Raw genomic sequence first — 15770 nt, forward strand, 5'->3', positions numbered from 1 at the left:
GTGTTTTTTTGACAATAAGGACCTCTGAGTCCGATATGTCACCCAAATGGATCTTTAACCCATCAACATTCTAGATAAAGGTCACACTAAGTCATTAATAAGCTAATGTACTATTTTGTCTTGCTGTGGTGGTTGCTCTAACCAGCTATTATTAATCATTATATTTTGGACTTCTCCACCTAACTTCGACGTATCGTCCAGTAAATCCATATAATGTCGTTTTAAATCATTCCTCATACTTGTAGCTAATGAAGTTGCATAATCGGATAATCCGGCTGCTGTTAAAGTAGTTAATTGGTACATCATTAGCCTATCAGAAAACGCTGGTTGAGAAGAACTCATGACTTGTGTTTCAGAAGGCATTGGTGATGGTAATTGACTGCTTGTTAAAAACCTGGTAAGTGTGTTGATTACCTTTTCTGAGAGTTTCCCGGCTTTGTCCATGAAATCTCGTACTTCCTTTTTATCTGCTGTTTGTCCAAAGCCTTTTGTTATTGTATTGCCGACTACATTAGCTTCAATGTTTCCAAAAACATGGGATATTTCGATCGCATTTAAAAACCTCTGATCGCCCAATAAATTGATTCCATTTAGATAGTCCTTATCTTCAATAAAATCTGTTTTTTTTGGGGGTTCAATAAATGGAGGTCTTACATATATTCCTTTATCTAACAACACATCACTAACCTCATCGAAAACAGTAATGCCTTCAGAAGAACATTCTTTAAAATGTTTCCTAATATCTTTGCGAGTAGACATGGTATGCATAAGACCACAAGTTGAAGCCATTATTCTTGATAAATTTTTTATATACAATAAAGCAAAGGAATCTGAAAACAACCGTGGTGCATTTGTGTCTACATCTTGATTACTAAAACCTACTGGTACTGGTACATTTTCAAATTCTAATATTTGTTTAGTTTTATCTCTTATCTTTTCTACCTTTTGATTGGCATTTGTAAGCACTTTTAGTACTTCTTTATCTTCTGCTTTTGCAATAAAATAGTTCAGCATGCAATTGCTATGAGTGTGGCTAATATATTCCTGCCATAAAGAAGCCATTTCTGCTGAAGTGAGTTTTACGCTTTCTGGAGAACTCATAACTATATCTACTCCCACTTTAAATTTATTACTTTTAACTTTTGCTATATGTATGTAAATATACCTATAATTTTCCTAACCTCAACTAAAGATGAACCGCTCCAACTTCTACGTAAATTAAATCATCATCTTCCCTATTACACCACAATAGTAGTGATAACTTGTTCAGATCTTCCACTAAGTGAATTTCTTGAAAATAGCCACATAAACACCATAATTAAATTGAATTATTTGAATATATCTTCTTTTTAAATGTGACGTTTTTGTGAATGATAGAGTATTTAAGAGAAATTAAGAGATTTATAGAGGATAAGTGCTATGATTTACGCTTACATCGAAATTTCGTAGTTTACGAATTTGTGATAAGATTCACTTGTTAAAAACGGTCCCGACTTTCATGAGAGTTGAAAGTCATTTTTAAAAATTATAGAAAAATAGGAAGAGGTGTTCTTTTGAACGTTCAGACAATTAAACAAGAGTGGTTTGGTAACATCAAAGGCGATACTTTAGCGGGTATCGTTGTTGCCTTAGCATTAATTCCAGAGGCAATTGCCTTTTCAATCATCGCAGGTGTGGACCCAATGGTTGGTCTTTATGCTGCCTTCTGTATCGCAGTTGTGATTGCATTCGTTGGTGGAAGACCAGCGATGATTTCAGGTGCAACGGGAGCAATGGCTCTTTTAATGGTGACCTTGGTTGCAGATCATGGCTTGCAATATTTATTTGCTGCAACCATTTTAACAGGTATTTTGCAGATTATTTTTGGGGTATTCAAGCTCGCTAGATACATGAAGTTTATACCGCGTTCGGTTATGGTAGGCTTCGTAAACGCACTAGCTATTCTTATTTTTACCGCTCAACTGACTCACTTTGTAGGAGAATCATGGCAAATGTATGCGATGGTTGCTGGAGCTTTAGCGATTATCTACATTCTGCCAAGGTTTACGAAGGTTGTACCTTCACCATTAGTGGCGATTATTGTTATTTCAATTATTGCTATTTTTTCTGGCAGTGGTGTTCGAACAGTTGGTGATATGGGAGAACTAACTCAAGCATTACCGTTTTTTGCGATACCAATGGTGCCGTTTAATCTTGAAACTTTATCGATTATTTTCCCTTATGCTTTAGCATTAGCTATTGTAGGTTTGCTTGAAACATTGTTAACAGCATCCATTGTTGATGATATGACAGATACAGACAGTGATAAAAACAAAGAAAGCCGTGGTCAAGGTATTGCGAACATAGTAACTGGATTTTTCGGCGGAATGGCTGGCTGTGCGATGATCGGTCAGGCGGTTATCAACGTTAAATCGGGTGCAAGAGGAAGACTTTCTTCATTAGTTGCAGGGGTATTCCTGATGTTCTTAATACTAGTACTTGGTGGTCTTGTTGTTCAAATTCCAATGGCAGCGCTTGTTGGAGTTATGATAATGGTTTCCATCGGTACATTTGATTGGTCTTCATTAAAGCAATTAAAGGTAGCACCGATTACCGATTCGATCGTAATGGTTGTTACAGTTGTAACCGTTGTGTACACTCATGATTTATCAAAAGGTGTTTTCGCAGGAATCATCTTAAGTGCAATTTTCTTTGTTGCTAAAATTTCAAAGGTACATGTAACAAGTGTTTTAGCTGAAGGGAATCAAAAGCGTATTTATAAAGTAACAGGTCAAGTATTCTTCGCATCCGTTACTGACTTAGTAAATAGCTTTGATTTAAAGGAAAACATTACACACGTTGAAATTGATTTTTCACAGGCTCATGTTTGGGATGACTCAGCGGTTGCTGCGATTGATAAAGTCGTTATAAAACTTAGAGAAAACAATACAGATGTAAAAATCATTGGGTTAAATGAACCTAGTTCTAACCTTGTAGAACGTTTAGCAGTTCATAGCAAGCCAGGCGCTAAGGTTTCTGGTCATTAAAGAAGAAAGGGTGTACTAGGTTTCTAGTATGCCCTTTTACATAATAGGAGGGATATCAATGTTCACAAAAATATTAGTTGCTTCTGATGGATCTAAACATGCGGTGAAAGCTACAGAAAAAGCAGTATATATAGCTTCTGCTAACCCAAACGCTGTAGTTGAGGTTGTCTATGTAGTGGATGCACAAACATCCAAAGCTGATGTATTACACAGTAAAGACAAGGAAGTAACAAGAAAAGAAAGAATACTAAGTACGGAGCAAGTATTAAAAGATAATAACCTAAATTATAAAGTAACTACGCTTCATGGTGAACCGGGCCCGACAATTGTTGACTATGCAAACTCAAATGAATTCGACGTAGTTGTGATTGGAAGTAGGGGACTTAATACACTTCAGGAAATGGTTTTAGGAAGTGTTAGTCACAAAGTGGCAAAGCGTGTAAACTGTCCTGTTTTAATTGTTAAGTAATTCTTTTGAAAAAAAGTGTATGTTTTTTAAGGGTTTAGTTATACTATTTTAGTGTAACTAAACTATATATTCCGCAGTAGCTCAGTGGTAGAGCTCGTCCGAATATGCTTCTTGAATCATCTTCAGCATACCGATCGAGCTGCTACTTGATTTATCTTCCTGAGATCGGGATGATCGGAGATACTGATTAAAAACTCGGAAACAAAATAACGTTTATTTACCACCATATTCCGCAGTAGCTCAGTGGTAGAGCTATCGGCTGTTAACCGATCGGTCGCAGGTTCGAGTCCTGCCTGCGGAGCCATACATATAATTAAAACCCATAGTTAATATGGGTTTTTTTCTTTATTCTTTCTTTATAAGCGTTATTTCGTCAATCATCCATCTTTCTTCTTGTTCTCTATTTAGTGTGGATTTTGACACGATAAACTGATAGTCACCTTTAATCGCTTCTACTGTCCGGTAGGTAAGAAGGACTTTGTCTTTATCAAGGCTGAATTCCTTTAGGTCAAGTACAACATTTGGTATCCACTCAATTGATTTGCCATACTTCCCAAAGAACAAGTGACAAGGACAATTCCCTTCACGGTCTATTGTAGAATAACCACCACCAATGTTTAGTGAGACTAAATTCGACGCTTCTTTTATTGTATTTGCTACCTTATAAGCCTCTACTATGCCAGTTGCTTCTTTAAAACCTTGATAATCTAACGAAGTTTTTAAACCTTCAACATCTTCTTCTAACTTAGCAACTTCCATTACTAGTTCTTTATTTTCTTTCAATAACTCATTAGAGGTTAGTGAGCTGTTTTCAAGTTCTTTTTCTATAGAAGTAACTTGTTTTACCAACTTTTCATTATCTACTTGCAGTTTATCGGCAGCATCCGAGATACGTAGGTTATCGATAATAGCTAATGTAGAAAATACTACTAAAATGATTAATCCATATGTTTTCAAGTTCTTTTTCAAGTCCATCCCTCCACCCTGAGCAATACAAGCATAAACCTTTATGAGCCCTTATATAGTGATTTTTGAAAAGTGAGGTCACATAAACGGATTTATGAGCCCTCAAAATCGTGATTTATTAGATAATGAGGTCACATAAACAAATTTATGAGCCCTCAAAATCTTGATTCTCAGAAAGTAGGTCACATAAACAAATTTATGAGCCCTCATAATCCTGATTTTCAGATAGTGAGGTCGCATAAACGGATTTATGAACCCTCAAGATACTGATTTTCGAAAAATGAGGTCACATAAACGGATTTATGAACCCTCAAGATACTGATTTTCGAAAAATGAGGTCACATAAACGGATTTATGAGCCCTCAAGATACTGATTTTCGAAAAATGAGGTCACATAAACGGATTTATGATCCCTCAAGATACTGATTTTCGAAAAACGAGGTCACATAAACGGATTTATGAACCCTCAAGATACTGATTTTCGAAAAATGAGGTCACATAAACGGATTTATGAGCCCTCATAATCCTGATTTTCAGATAGTGAGGTCGCATAAACGGATTTATGAACCCTCAAGATACTGATTTTCGAAAAATGAGGTCACATAAACGGATTTATGAGCCCTCATAATCCTGATTTTCAGAAAGTGAGGTCGCATAAACGGATTTATGAACCCTCAAGATACCGATTATCAGAAACCTAGGTCATCTAAACGAATTTATGATCCACTGAAATCGTAATTTTCCATAAGTCAGTCCACAAAACTAGAATTCGAAGCATCTATTTTTTCCGAAAGTGATTATTAATACATATACGGATATCAAGTTAAATTGTTTCAGAATAATCACGAGAACATTAAGTCATTTAAAAATTTAGTCAATTATAGATTAAAAGAGTAATGAGGCAATGCTCACTACTCTTTTTTAGGTAATTCAATTACGATAGTTCAATAAACTTAGTAATAATAAGTGGATTGCGTTTTGTCTTATGATAGATAAAATCGGAAAGTTTCTTTCTAAGGTTGTATTCGCTTATTGAACTGTGTTGTAGTTCATTAGTTACAGATTGTCTAATATCTTTCATAAGTTCCACAGAATCTCGTATGAAAACAAAACCCCTAGAAATTAATTGAGGCTCACCAATGATTTTTCCTTCTTTTCGCAGGATAAAAACAGACAACATTCCGTGTTCGGATAATGCCTTTCGTTCTTGCAGGACGCTTCTACCAATCTCACCAATGCTATTGCCATCAATATACACAGAATTACCAGGCACTTTACTCCCAATAAATCCGGTATGTTCATTAATCTCTAAGACATCACCGTTATCCATTAGGAAGGTGTTTTCTTTTGGGATATCACACTGGATAGCAAGTGATTGATGCATTTTTTGCATTTTAAATTCCCCGTGAATCGGAATAAAGTGTTTTGGTTTCATAAGACGAATCATTAATTTTTGTTCCTCTTGAGCTCCGTGACCTGAAGTGTGAATGTGACTTAATTTGTGACTAATTACTTCTGCACCTGCTCTTGCTAATTTATCGATTACTCGATTAACAGCAACTCCATTGCCAGGAATAGGTGAGGATGAAAAGATGATGGTATCTCCAGGAATAACATGTATGTGTCTATGACGTCCCTCAGAAATCCTGGATAATGCTGCAAATGGCTCACCTTGGCTACCAGTACATAGGATTGTTATTTCATTTGCAGGATAATCCTTTATTTCATTAACTGTAATAAAAGTGCCAGGTGGTGCGATTATGTATCCTAACTCTCTGGCTAATGTGATATTTTTTTCCATGCTTCTTCCTATCAAGCAAACTTTTCGATTGGTTTTAATGGAGGCATTGATTGCCTCTTGTAATCGGTAGATGTTTGATGCAAAAGTTGCAAAGATGACACGTCCGGTTTGTTTTTGGATAATGTCTAGGATGTTCTTACCAATTAATTGTTCAGAAATAGAAAAACCGGGTTTTTCACTATTTGTACTATCTGATAATAGACAAAGCACACCATTCTTTCCTATCTCACCCATTTTAATTAAATCAGGTTCTTGTCCAACAGGAGAGAAATCGAATTTAAAATCACCTGTATGAACAACTTTCCCTAAAGGAGTATCGACTACAATTCCGAATGAATCAGGAATACTATGGGTAGTCGCAAAGAAAGAGATACTTACTTCATTAAAAGTCACAATGGTGTCGTGAGAAATTTCATGTAAAGAAGCCTCTCGTAGCAGATTGTGTTCTTCTAATTTCCCTTTAATCAAACCGACGGCAAGCTTACCTGCATAAATCGGCACATTTATACTTTTTAATAAAAAAGGGATGCCTCCGATATGATCTTCATGACCATGAGTTATGAATAAGCCTTTCACTTTAGAGGCATTCTCAACCAGATAGGTATAGTCTGGAATAATATAGTCTATTCCAAAGAGTTCATTATCAGGGAACCTTATTCCAGAATCAATGATAATAATTTCATTTTTAAATTCTACTATGTACATGTTTTTTCCAACTTCCCCTAGGCCACCTAAGGGAATGATTTTTACTTTTTCTGTGTCTATTTCAGTCATTTTATCCTCCACTTATGCTTTATTATTAATTATGGCTATTTTAAATTCATATGAACTTTTAGTAGAAATTTGAGGTGAAGAGGGGGAAAGGAGGGAAATTTTTTTGGCAAACAGCGATTTCTATAGGTAAGTGCTCTGTTCTCCGTAATATAAATTTAATTACATTATAGATGGGAATAATGAATGCGTCAAAAATATAAACAGATATAAAGTGGATATAAATCAAACGTAAATACAATGAAGAAAACCAAAATTGAAATATTGAACCCCTGAATAGAATTCCAAAAAAATACCACCCTATATTATGAAAGGGAGGTAATAATATGGAACAACAATTAAGAAATATCATGACATCAGATGTTTATACTGTTAAGGATTCACAAACGATTCAAGAAGCAGCGGCTCTAATGAGTGAGCATAATATCGGGGCAATTCCGGTTGTAAATAACACCGGTGAAATGGTTGGGATTGTAACAGACCGTGATATCACGCTTCGTGCTACAGCACAAGGTGAAGCTTCCCAAACTCGAGTTTCTGAAGTAATGACTGCTCAGGAAATTGTTAAAGGGACACCAGATATGGATATCCATCAGGCAGCCCAATTAATGGCAGACCAGCAAATCCGTCGCTTACCTGTTGTTGAAAATGGGCAAATTGTTGGAATGGTTTCATTAGGAGACATAGCGGTAAAAGACCAGTTTGACCAAGATGCTGAACAAGCATTATCAAGTATTTCAACACCGTCAGAACCTCAAAGCTAAGATTACATATCAATAGTTACAAATGGAGTGTAAGAATTTTACACTCCATTTGTATTTAATCAAATTTTTATAACGAAGCCTGCCAGCCACCATCAACATAAACAGTGTGACCGTTCACATAATTTGATGCATCAGATGCTAGATAAATAGCTGTCCCAATCAATTCCTCAGGTTTTCCCCATTTTTGTAAAGGTACTTCACTTTTTACCCATTTATCAAACTCAGGGTCATCTACAAGTTTTTGTGTTAAATCGGTAATAAAATAGCCTGGTCCGATTGCATTTGTTTGGATATTGTAAGGTCCCCACTCGGTTGCCATCGACTTTGTTAACATTTTTAGTCCACCTTTTGCAGCGGAATAATTTCCGATGCTTGGACGGGCCTTCTCAGCATTTAGTGAAGTAATATTAATGATTTTTCCCTTACGACGGGTTTTCATATATTTAAACACACATTGCGAAATATAAAACACAGAGTTCAAGTTCACATCAATAACAGTTTCCCAGTCCTCCATTGTCAATTCTTCAAGTGGCCCACGACGTTGAATTCCGGCATTATTGACTAACACGTCGATTGGCCCAACTTCTGCTTCAATTTTATCAACAGCCTCTGCAACAGCTGTTTTATCACATACGTCGAAGGCATATCCGAAAGTAGTTCCCTCAAGTGATTGAACAACTTGCTGTACTTGTATTGGGTCTCTGCCGTTTAAAATGACCTTTGCTCCTGCTTGTGCAAAACCCTTTGCAAAGCTTAAACCAAGTCCACGGGTTGAACCAGTTATTAGCACCACTTTATCTTTTACACTAAATAAATCCATCATAACTTATGTCCTCCTTACTTATATGTATTTTTAAATGTATCACAGTTTTAGAAGAAAGTTTAAAGTATCCATCCTAAGGGAATAGTAAAAAGCGACTCTACTACTATTTGAAAGGAGAATACATATGTCTAATATAAATTTAGCTATTGTTTATTATAGTTCGACAGGAACAAACTATCAGTTATCACAATGGGCTGCGGAGGGTGCTAAAGAAGCAGGTGCAGAAGTGAAGGTGTTAAAGGTACCAGAATTAGCACCTCAAGAGGCGATTAATTCTAACCCGGCTTGGAAGGCTCATTTAGAGGCTACAAAGGATGTACCAGAGGTAAAGTTAGACGATTTAGAGTGGGCGGACGCAATCATCATAAGTGTTCCGACTAGGTTTGGTAATATGCCAGGGCAAATGAAGCAGTTTTTAGATACAACTGGAGGACTTTGGTTTAATGGAAAACTAATGAACAAAGTAGTTAGCTCAATGTCTTCAGCACAAAATCCACATGGTGGGCAGGAAGCAACAATTTTAGCTCTTAATAATACGTTCTATCACTGGGGTGCTATTATTGCAGGTCCTGGATACACTGACCCTGTTATGTTCGCTGCAGGAGGAAATCCTTACGGAACCAGTGTGACAGTGAATCAAGATGGAAAAATAGTTGAGGATGCAAAAGCAGCAGTTAAACATCAAGCAAAGCGTACAGTTACAATTGCTGAATGGGTAAAAAAAGGTCAACAATAATAAGACAAAAAATAGTTAAATAAACGTTTGATGAGTTGCCTTGCGCCTAGTAACACCAAGGGGTTCAAAAATTCAAATAAACGTTTGTTTGGAAATGGAGAACATCATTTTTGATGGTGTTCTCTGTTTTATTTTTAAGTTAACTTACTAGAAAGACTCCCTTTCAACAGGGAGTCCAATTCGCTTTATTAAAGGGTTAACCTTTTTTTATTTTCTCAATTAAATACTGAACTCCATACAATAAATAAGCTTTATAATGAATATAAATAAAGAATTGGAAGTAGTTTAACCGATCTAACTTGATTATTTTTATTCTTTTTAGAAGAGGCATAAAGATAAAGGCAAAGGCTCCATTAGCCAACACATTATAAAACACATACTTTTTAAAGTTTCCATACGAATATTTAAGTAACCACATAGACATAGGTATGTATGGGCCAACGTCAAAAGGAAGCTCATCACGTATAAATGATTTAGGCTTATCGTAAAACTTCCAATACTTCCGCTTACGCCCGTATATATGACTGATAATTTCGTAAATGCTGATAACAAAACTTGATCCGAAATAACGTTTTATATAACGCTTGCCAATGAATAATGTTGATAACCAGGGAATCAATATTAAAAATAAATTAAAAAAATTGTGCCTTTTTCTTTTTGAATAAAACATATTTAACTTCACCTCAACACAGAATTATTCCATTCCATGTTAAAATATCCAAAATGCACATTTCTATCCATTATTAAGACTTTCTGAATAAATTGTGTTACTATTATAAAAATTGTCTTTAGTTTTTTAAAAGCAAAAGGGTGATACATATGATGATACTTGACTACATACTCTTAAAAAAATTAATCTTATCATTGATTCTTGGCGCTGCTGTTGGAGTAGAAAGAGAAATAAAGAAAAAACCATTAGGAATTAAGACAACCATCGTTATTTCGATAAGCTCTTGCTTATTAACGATTGTCTCAATTGAAGCTGCTACCATTTATGCAGTTCCTTATTCTGCCCCAATGGATCCATTAAGACTTGCTGCTCAAATCGTAACAGGGGTAGGTTTTCTAGGTGCTGGTGCAATTTTAAGAAGAAACAATGATGTAATCAGTGGACTAACAACAGCCGCAATGATATGGGCGGCAGCAGGACTTGGGATTACAGTAGGGGCAGGGTTTTATGTAGAAGCAATTACTGCAACTGTGTTAATGTTCATTGCCATTGATTTATTAAGCCCACTTTTAATAAAGATTGGGCCAAAAACGCTTAGGCAAAAAGAGCTTCGCTTAAAGGTAGAGGTGGATAGAGAGATATCCTTAAAAGAAACTATTCAGCATATAAGAGACTTAAATATAAACATAAAAAGAGTGAAGATTAAAGATAACAAAGGCACTGAAAACCGAATGGTTGATTTGGTTGTCACTGTTCACAATTCTAGGTTTACCTCAGAGGTTTACGAAGAACTAAAGGGAATTAAAGAGATTTTATCAATTGAAGTTGAACTATTGTAACTGGCCAAACCATTAAGGGTTTGGTCTTTTTAAGTTGCCTGTACCGAGGTCTAAGAATAAAAGAATTCTTAACAGAGAACCCTAAAGATTACAGGAAAGTCGGTTTGCTTATGTGTCGTTAATCGGTAAAAACTTCCTATTATCATGAAGAATATTATAAACAATGGTCTACCAAGCTAAAGGTAACGAAATCTTTGAAAAGGGGATTTTAAATAATGAAGCTTACTCCCAAGCAGGTTGTTGAGTTACATGGTTTTAATAATCTTACAAAGTCACTAAGCTTTAATATGTTTGATATTTGCTATACAAGAACAAAGGAAGAACGGGATGCCTATTTAAACTATATAGATGAAGTTTACAATGCGGAAAGGCTTACGAAAATTCTTTCTAAAGTAACGGATATTATTGGGGCGAACATCTTAAATATCGCCAAGCAGGATTATGAACCTCAAGGTGCTAGTGTTACAATTCTTGTTTCAGAAGGTCCAGTTGACGAAGCGAAAACAGAGTCTTTCGAGGAGTCCCCAGGTCCAATTCCTGGTTCAGTCGTGGCACAGTTAGACAAGAGCCACATTACAGTTCATACATATCCGGAATCCCATCCGGATGAGGGAATTAGTACATTCCGCGCTGATATTGATGTTTCAACCTGTGGGGAAATTTCACCACTTAAAGCATTAAATTTTCTCATTCATTCTTTTGAAACAGATGTAATGACGATTGACTACAGAGTACGAGGTTTTACTCGAGATGTAACAGGTCATAAGTTGTTTATTGACCATGAGATCAACTCTATCCAGAATTATATCCCGGATGAAATTCAAGAGTACTATGACATGATTGATGTAAATGTGTATCAGGAAAACATTTTTCATACAAAATGTAAGCTGAAGAAGTTTGATTTGGACAACTATCTATTTGGCTATAAGAAGGATACGTTGTCGGCTGAAGAACAAGCAAGCATTACTCGAAAAATTATGCTTGAAATGGACGAGATTTTCTACGGGAAAAATATGACTGGGTTTATGTAAAAGAGGGGAGCTCAATTGGAGGTTTGTACCTTGATTGAGCTGCTTTTTTGTATGTTTGTTTTTAAGTGGACTCAGAGGCCGTTATTTCATGAAAAATAGGGTTTTTCAAAGGCTTTGCGGACTGAGAGGCTCTTATATGGTGAGAAGTGAGGCCAAACGATGGTTTTTTGATAAGATATCGGCCAGTGAGTCCACACCACAAAAGGTGAAAAATAGTCGACTTTTAGCAGAATAACGGCCTGTGAGTCCGCCAAAACTAGCTGCTACCTCGAAACCGACTCCCAGGCCGTTATATCAAAAAAGACCCTTTCCCTAAAGAAAGAGTCTTCTACCATCAAGAGTAAAATTCATCAAGTCCATCAGAAAGCTCTTTATAAACCGCGAACATTTCAGCGTACACCTTATGGTTGTCAGCATTTGGAGTAAAGCTGCCTTGCATCGGAATGCTTTCTTTAATCGAAGTTAAATCACTTACCTCGCCAATTCCCTTAAGAGCTAACCATGCTGCACCCCATGCCGAGCTTTGATGACTAATTGGTACTTCAACCTCCTGGTTAAAGACATCAGCAAGCATTTGCAGCCAAAGTGATGAACGAGCAAAGCCACCACTTGCCAGGATCTTTTGAGGAGGGCCAGCTAGTCGCTCGAGTGCTTGTCCAACATGATAGACACTATAGATGACACCCTCTAACCCAGCACGGATGATGTGCTCCTTCCCATGACGTAACGATAACCCATGTAAATTGCCTCTTACTCTAGAATTCCACATTGGTGCTCTTTCACCATTTAAGTAAGGGAGAAAAATAAGCCCTTCAGAACCAGGCACTACTTTTTCAGCTAAAGCGGTAAGAGATGCATAGTTTTCATTCCCGCCAAATGTATCTCTTAACCAACGAAACACAATTCCACCGTTATTCGTTGGTCCACCAATAAGCGAGTGCGTTTCTGTAAACGAGTAGCAGAATGTTTGCTGCAACTCATCTGTTTTTGGAGAAGAAACAATCTGTCGAATAGCTCCACTCGTTCCAATGGTAATGGCCACTTCACCAGGATTAATCGCACCAATACCAAGATTAGCTAAAGGACCATCGCTGGCACCAATCACAAACGGAATATCAAATGGTAAGCCGGCTTTCATAGCTATATCTCTATCAATTCCAGTTAACACCTCAGTAGGTGGAACTGGTCGAAATAGTTTTTCTTCAGATATTCCTGCTAACTTCAACGAATCCTTATTCCACTGATGCTTGTGTAAGTCAAACAAACCAGTAGCAGAAGCAATAGCATAGTCGACAACTGTACTGCCAAACCAACGATACAATAAAAATTCCTTAATTGAAACGAACTTATCAGCGTTTTTATACGGTTCGTAATTATTTTCTTTCATCCAGATCAGCTTAACTAGCGGAGACATTGGATGGATAGGTGTTCCGGTTGCTTGATAAATGTGCAAGCCATTCTCTCGTAAACGAGAAGCCTGCTCAGCAGCTCGTCCATCTGCCCATGTAATCGAAGGAGATAGTGGCTCACCGTTACTATCCATACATATCAATGAGTGCATGGCACTTGATAAACCAATGGCAAAAAGCTGTGCTGTATCAATTGAATGAGAGTCTATTAAAGACCGAATAACCTCAATTGTTGCTTTTTCAATGACTAAAGGGTCCTGCTCTGCCCAACTAGGGTGTGGTGTGTGAAGCGGGTATTCTACCTCTTGTTCTGCGATAGCAACCCCATTTCTAGTAAAAGCAACGGCTTTTACACTAGTTGTCCCAATATCTAATCCAATAACAATCGTCTTACTCAAAGTTTACACCTTCTTTTATGCGAATCAGTTACACGCGTTTAATTGCAACGGCATTACGCATTCTCTTTAATGATGCTTGCATTTCATCCTTTAATTTCACACTTACATTTACATATAATGCATCAATAATCGTTAATTGCGCAAGTCGGGAGGCAAGAGCCTCAGATCGGAATTCAGTTTCCTCAGAAACAGTAAATAGCGTAATATCAGCTTTTTTACTTAGTGGAGTCTTACTATAGTTGGTGATTCCTATTGTGGTTGCACCTCTACTTTTTGCCACTTCTAATGATTCGATTATATCTTTGCTCGTTCCGGAGTGTGAAATACATACAACGACATCCTGTTCGGTTAATTGTGATGCGCTCATGATCTGGAGATGGGCATCTGTATAACAGCTTGTAAGTAAACCACTTCTTAAAAACTTATGATGTCCATCCATCGCAATTGCACCAGATCCACCACTACCATAGAACTCGATTTTTCTAGCAATTGTCAAAGCAGATACTGCTTTTTTAAATTGCTCAGGGTCAATCACCTGCAACGTATCTTCGATTGTTTTTATATTTGATTTAAATACTTTTTGAACAATAGTAGCCTCGTCATCATCTTCTGTTATCGTGTCATGAATTTCTTTGATAGGTGAGACGACTTCAGATGCTAGTGCAATTTTCATAGCTTGGTAACCCTTGAAACCAATTCTTTTACAAAAACGAAACACAGTTGCGTCAGCTATTTCTATATCCTCTGCAACTTGGCTGATGGTTGAATGAATAATTTTGTCAGGTTGTTCTAAAATATAGTCAGCGACCATCCTCTCTTTATCACTTAGCTTTGAATATACAGCTCGTATGCGAGTGAAACAGTAGGGAGTTTGTGTATTCATAATTTAACCTCCTATACGAATGAATGTGTGATTTATTTAAACGCTTACATGTTGTTGTAAGTACTAATGATAATTTTTTGTGCAAACGATTTCCTAGAAATAAATTAATCTCTCTATATAATACATTATATTTTACTAAAAAAATATTTTTTCTCTATGATGAAAATAAGGAAAAAATATTTTTTCATAAAAGTATTGAAATGAAAAAAAATTACTATTATAATTGGCTCATGCGAAATAAATTTTCACATGAATGAAGTGAAAGGGGTTACACGCATATGAAGTTAGGGATGGTTGGTCTTGGTAAGATGGGGTATAACCTCGTTCAAAACCTAATGGACCATGGCCACGAGGTAGTTGCCCATGATGTGAATTCTGAACAGGTACATAACATTTCTGCAGAAGGCGCAATTGGTGCAAATACTTTAGAGGAAGTCATACAGCAACTAGAAACCCCTCGGATTATTTGGTTAATGGTACCAGCAGGTGATATTACTGAAAGCGTTCTCTCTAAATTAGAACCGCTTTTAGAGTCTGGAGACATCATTATCGACGGTGGAAATTCGAATTATAAAGATTCTGTCCGTCGGGGAAAAAGGTTGTCTGAGAAAGGTGTTTATTTCTTTGACTGTGGTACAAGTGGTGGTGTAGAGGGTGCTAGAAATGGCGTCTGTACAATGATCGGTGGAGACAAAGAAGTCTTCAAATCCATTGAACCACTGTTTATTGACATCGCAGTTGAAAACGGTTACTTCTATTCAGGCGAGTTAGGTAGCGGTCACTATTTAAAAATGATTCACAACGGGATTGAATATGGAATGATGCAAGCTATTGCAGAAGGCTTCGATATTCTTGAAAAAAGTGAATTTGATTTCGACTACCAAGGAGTAGCAAAGGTTTGGAATAATGGTTCTGTTATCAGGTCTTGGTTAATGGAGTTAACTGAAAACGCATTCTCCAAAGATCCGAAGCTAGAACAAATCAGAGGAATCATGAATTCTTCTGGTGAAGGGAAATGGACAGTTGAAACTGCTTTAGACTTACAAGTTCCAGCTCCAGTTATTACTCTTTCACTATTAATGCGTTATCGTTCCTTAGAGGATGATACCTTTACAGGAAAGGTAGTTGCCGCACTTAGAAATGAGTTTGGCGGGCATGAAGTAGTAAAAAAATAAAAATTATTA

Annotated in this window: 14 protein-coding genes and 1 tRNA gene; 8 read left to right on the plus strand and 7 right to left on the minus strand. The window is 36.7% G+C overall.

The window, feature by feature from the left end:
- Nucleotides 1-102: 102 nt before the first annotated feature.
- On the minus strand, nt 103-1101 hold the full coding sequence (locus tag J2Z26_RS00925; protein WP_193537405.1) for a DUF3231 family protein: 999 nt from the start codon (nt 1099-1101) through the stop codon (nt 103-105).
- Between the two features lie 452 nt (nt 1102-1553).
- Between J2Z26_RS00925 and J2Z26_RS00930 the strand changes: the two genes are divergently transcribed.
- The 3 genes from J2Z26_RS00930 (at nt 1554) to J2Z26_RS00940 (ending at nt 3799) form a co-directional block, all read left to right on the plus strand.
- A complete protein-coding gene (locus J2Z26_RS00930; RefSeq protein ID WP_193537403.1) occupies nt 1554-3026 on the plus strand; it encodes a SulP family inorganic anion transporter in 1473 nt (490 codons plus the stop codon).
- Between the two features lie 58 nt (nt 3027-3084).
- On the plus strand, nt 3085-3495 hold the full coding sequence (locus J2Z26_RS00935) for a universal stress protein (protein ID WP_193537401.1): 411 nt from the start codon (nt 3085-3087) through the stop codon (nt 3493-3495).
- A 229-nt stretch (nt 3496-3724) separates the two neighbouring features.
- Nucleotides 3725-3799: transfer RNA gene (locus J2Z26_RS00940), tRNA-Asn, on the plus strand.
- 41 nt (nt 3800-3840) lie between these two features.
- On the opposite strand, the gene J2Z26_RS00945 is transcribed toward J2Z26_RS00940, so the two are convergent.
- Nucleotides 3841-4464: a hypothetical protein gene (locus J2Z26_RS00945; RefSeq protein ID WP_193537399.1), complete on the minus strand. Its 624-nt coding sequence runs from the start codon at nt 4462-4464 to the stop codon at nt 3841-3843.
- Nucleotides 4465-5395: 931 nt separating this feature from the next.
- Nucleotides 5396-7036: a ribonuclease J gene (locus J2Z26_RS00950; RefSeq protein WP_193534369.1), complete on the minus strand. Its 1641-nt coding sequence runs from the start codon at nt 7034-7036 to the stop codon at nt 5396-5398.
- A gap of 323 nt (nt 7037-7359) precedes the next feature.
- Between J2Z26_RS00950 and J2Z26_RS00955 the strand changes: the two genes are divergently transcribed.
- Nucleotides 7360-7797, plus strand: coding sequence for a CBS domain-containing protein (locus J2Z26_RS00955; RefSeq protein ID WP_193534368.1), 438 nt, complete (start codon nt 7360-7362; stop codon nt 7795-7797).
- A 67-nt stretch (nt 7798-7864) separates the two neighbouring features.
- Here the strand turns inward: J2Z26_RS00955 and J2Z26_RS00960 are convergent, their stop codons facing one another.
- Nucleotides 7865-8620, minus strand: a complete 756-nt coding sequence (locus J2Z26_RS00960; protein ID WP_193534367.1) for a glucose 1-dehydrogenase — start codon at nt 8618-8620, stop codon at nt 7865-7867.
- Nucleotides 8621-8744: 124 nt separating this feature from the next.
- Between J2Z26_RS00960 and wrbA the strand changes: the two genes are divergently transcribed.
- Nucleotides 8745-9356, plus strand: a complete 612-nt coding sequence (gene wrbA, locus J2Z26_RS00965) for an NAD(P)H:quinone oxidoreductase (protein ID WP_193534366.1) — start codon at nt 8745-8747, stop codon at nt 9354-9356.
- A gap of 196 nt (nt 9357-9552) precedes the next feature.
- On the opposite strand, the gene J2Z26_RS00970 is transcribed toward wrbA, so the two are convergent.
- Nucleotides 9553-10026 (minus strand): hypothetical protein, encoded by a 474-nt coding sequence (locus tag J2Z26_RS00970; RefSeq protein WP_193534365.1) that lies wholly within the window; start codon nt 10024-10026, stop codon nt 9553-9555.
- Nucleotides 10027-10175: 149 nt separating this feature from the next.
- Between J2Z26_RS00970 and J2Z26_RS00975 the strand changes: the two genes are divergently transcribed.
- Together J2Z26_RS00975 and speD are read left to right on the plus strand one after the other, a co-directional pair.
- Entirely contained in the window at nt 10176-10865 is a 690-nt protein-coding gene (locus J2Z26_RS00975; protein WP_193534364.1) for an MgtC/SapB family protein, read from the plus strand.
- 215 nt (nt 10866-11080) lie between these two features.
- Nucleotides 11081-11896, plus strand: a complete 816-nt coding sequence (gene speD, locus J2Z26_RS00980) for an adenosylmethionine decarboxylase (RefSeq protein WP_193534363.1) — start codon at nt 11081-11083, stop codon at nt 11894-11896.
- A 334-nt stretch (nt 11897-12230) separates the two neighbouring features.
- Here the strand turns inward: speD and J2Z26_RS00985 are convergent, their stop codons facing one another.
- Nucleotides 12231-13703 (minus strand): gluconokinase, encoded by a 1473-nt coding sequence (locus J2Z26_RS00985; RefSeq protein ID WP_193534362.1) that lies wholly within the window; start codon nt 13701-13703, stop codon nt 12231-12233.
- A 28-nt stretch (nt 13704-13731) separates the two neighbouring features.
- A complete protein-coding gene (locus J2Z26_RS00990; protein ID WP_193534361.1) occupies nt 13732-14586 on the minus strand; it encodes a MurR/RpiR family transcriptional regulator in 855 nt (284 codons plus the stop codon).
- Between the two features lie 278 nt (nt 14587-14864).
- Between J2Z26_RS00990 and gnd the strand changes: the two genes are divergently transcribed.
- Complete coding sequence (gnd, locus tag J2Z26_RS00995) at nt 14865-15761, plus strand: phosphogluconate dehydrogenase (NAD(+)-dependent, decarboxylating) (protein ID WP_193534360.1); 897 nt, start codon at nt 14865-14867, stop codon at nt 15759-15761.
- Nucleotides 15762-15770 lie beyond the last annotated feature (9 nt).

Origin of the sequence: Cytobacillus luteolus, from assembly GCF_017873715.1 — a bacterium.
Taxonomy (GTDB): domain Bacteria; phylum Bacillota; class Bacilli; order Bacillales; family Bacillaceae_L; genus Bacillus_BV; species Bacillus_BV luteola.

What these genes read in the sequence shown, in the direction of transcription:
- wrbA (WP_193534366.1), top strand. Translation starts at nt 8,745, where the DNA reads ATGTCTAATATAAATTTAGCTATTGTTTATTATAGTTCGACAGGAACA.
- J2Z26_RS00975 (WP_193534364.1), top strand. Translation starts at nt 10,176, where the DNA reads ATGATGATACTTGACTACATACTCTTAAAAAAATTAATCTTATCATTG.
- J2Z26_RS00960 (WP_193534367.1), bottom strand. Translation starts at nt 8,620, where the DNA reads ATGATGGATTTATTTAGTGTAAAAGATAAAGTGGTGCTAATAACTGGT.
- J2Z26_RS00935 (WP_193537401.1), top strand. Translation starts at nt 3,085, where the DNA reads ATGTTCACAAAAATATTAGTTGCTTCTGATGGATCTAAACATGCGGTG.
- J2Z26_RS00970 (WP_193534365.1), bottom strand. Translation starts at nt 10,026, where the DNA reads ATGTTTTATTCAAAAAGAAAAAGGCACAATTTTTTTAATTTATTTTTA.
- J2Z26_RS00950 (WP_193534369.1), bottom strand. Translation starts at nt 7,036, where the DNA reads ATGACTGAAATAGACACAGAAAAAGTAAAAATCATTCCCTTAGGTGGC.
- J2Z26_RS00955 (WP_193534368.1), top strand. Translation starts at nt 7,360, where the DNA reads ATGGAACAACAATTAAGAAATATCATGACATCAGATGTTTATACTGTT.
- speD (WP_193534363.1), top strand. Translation starts at nt 11,081, where the DNA reads ATGAAGCTTACTCCCAAGCAGGTTGTTGAGTTACATGGTTTTAATAAT.
- gnd (WP_193534360.1), top strand. Translation starts at nt 14,865, where the DNA reads ATGAAGTTAGGGATGGTTGGTCTTGGTAAGATGGGGTATAACCTCGTT.
- J2Z26_RS00990 (WP_193534361.1), bottom strand. Translation starts at nt 14,586, where the DNA reads ATGAATACACAAACTCCCTACTGTTTCACTCGCATACGAGCTGTATAT.
- J2Z26_RS00925 (WP_193537405.1), bottom strand. Translation starts at nt 1,101, where the DNA reads ATGAGTTCTCCAGAAAGCGTAAAACTCACTTCAGCAGAAATGGCTTCT.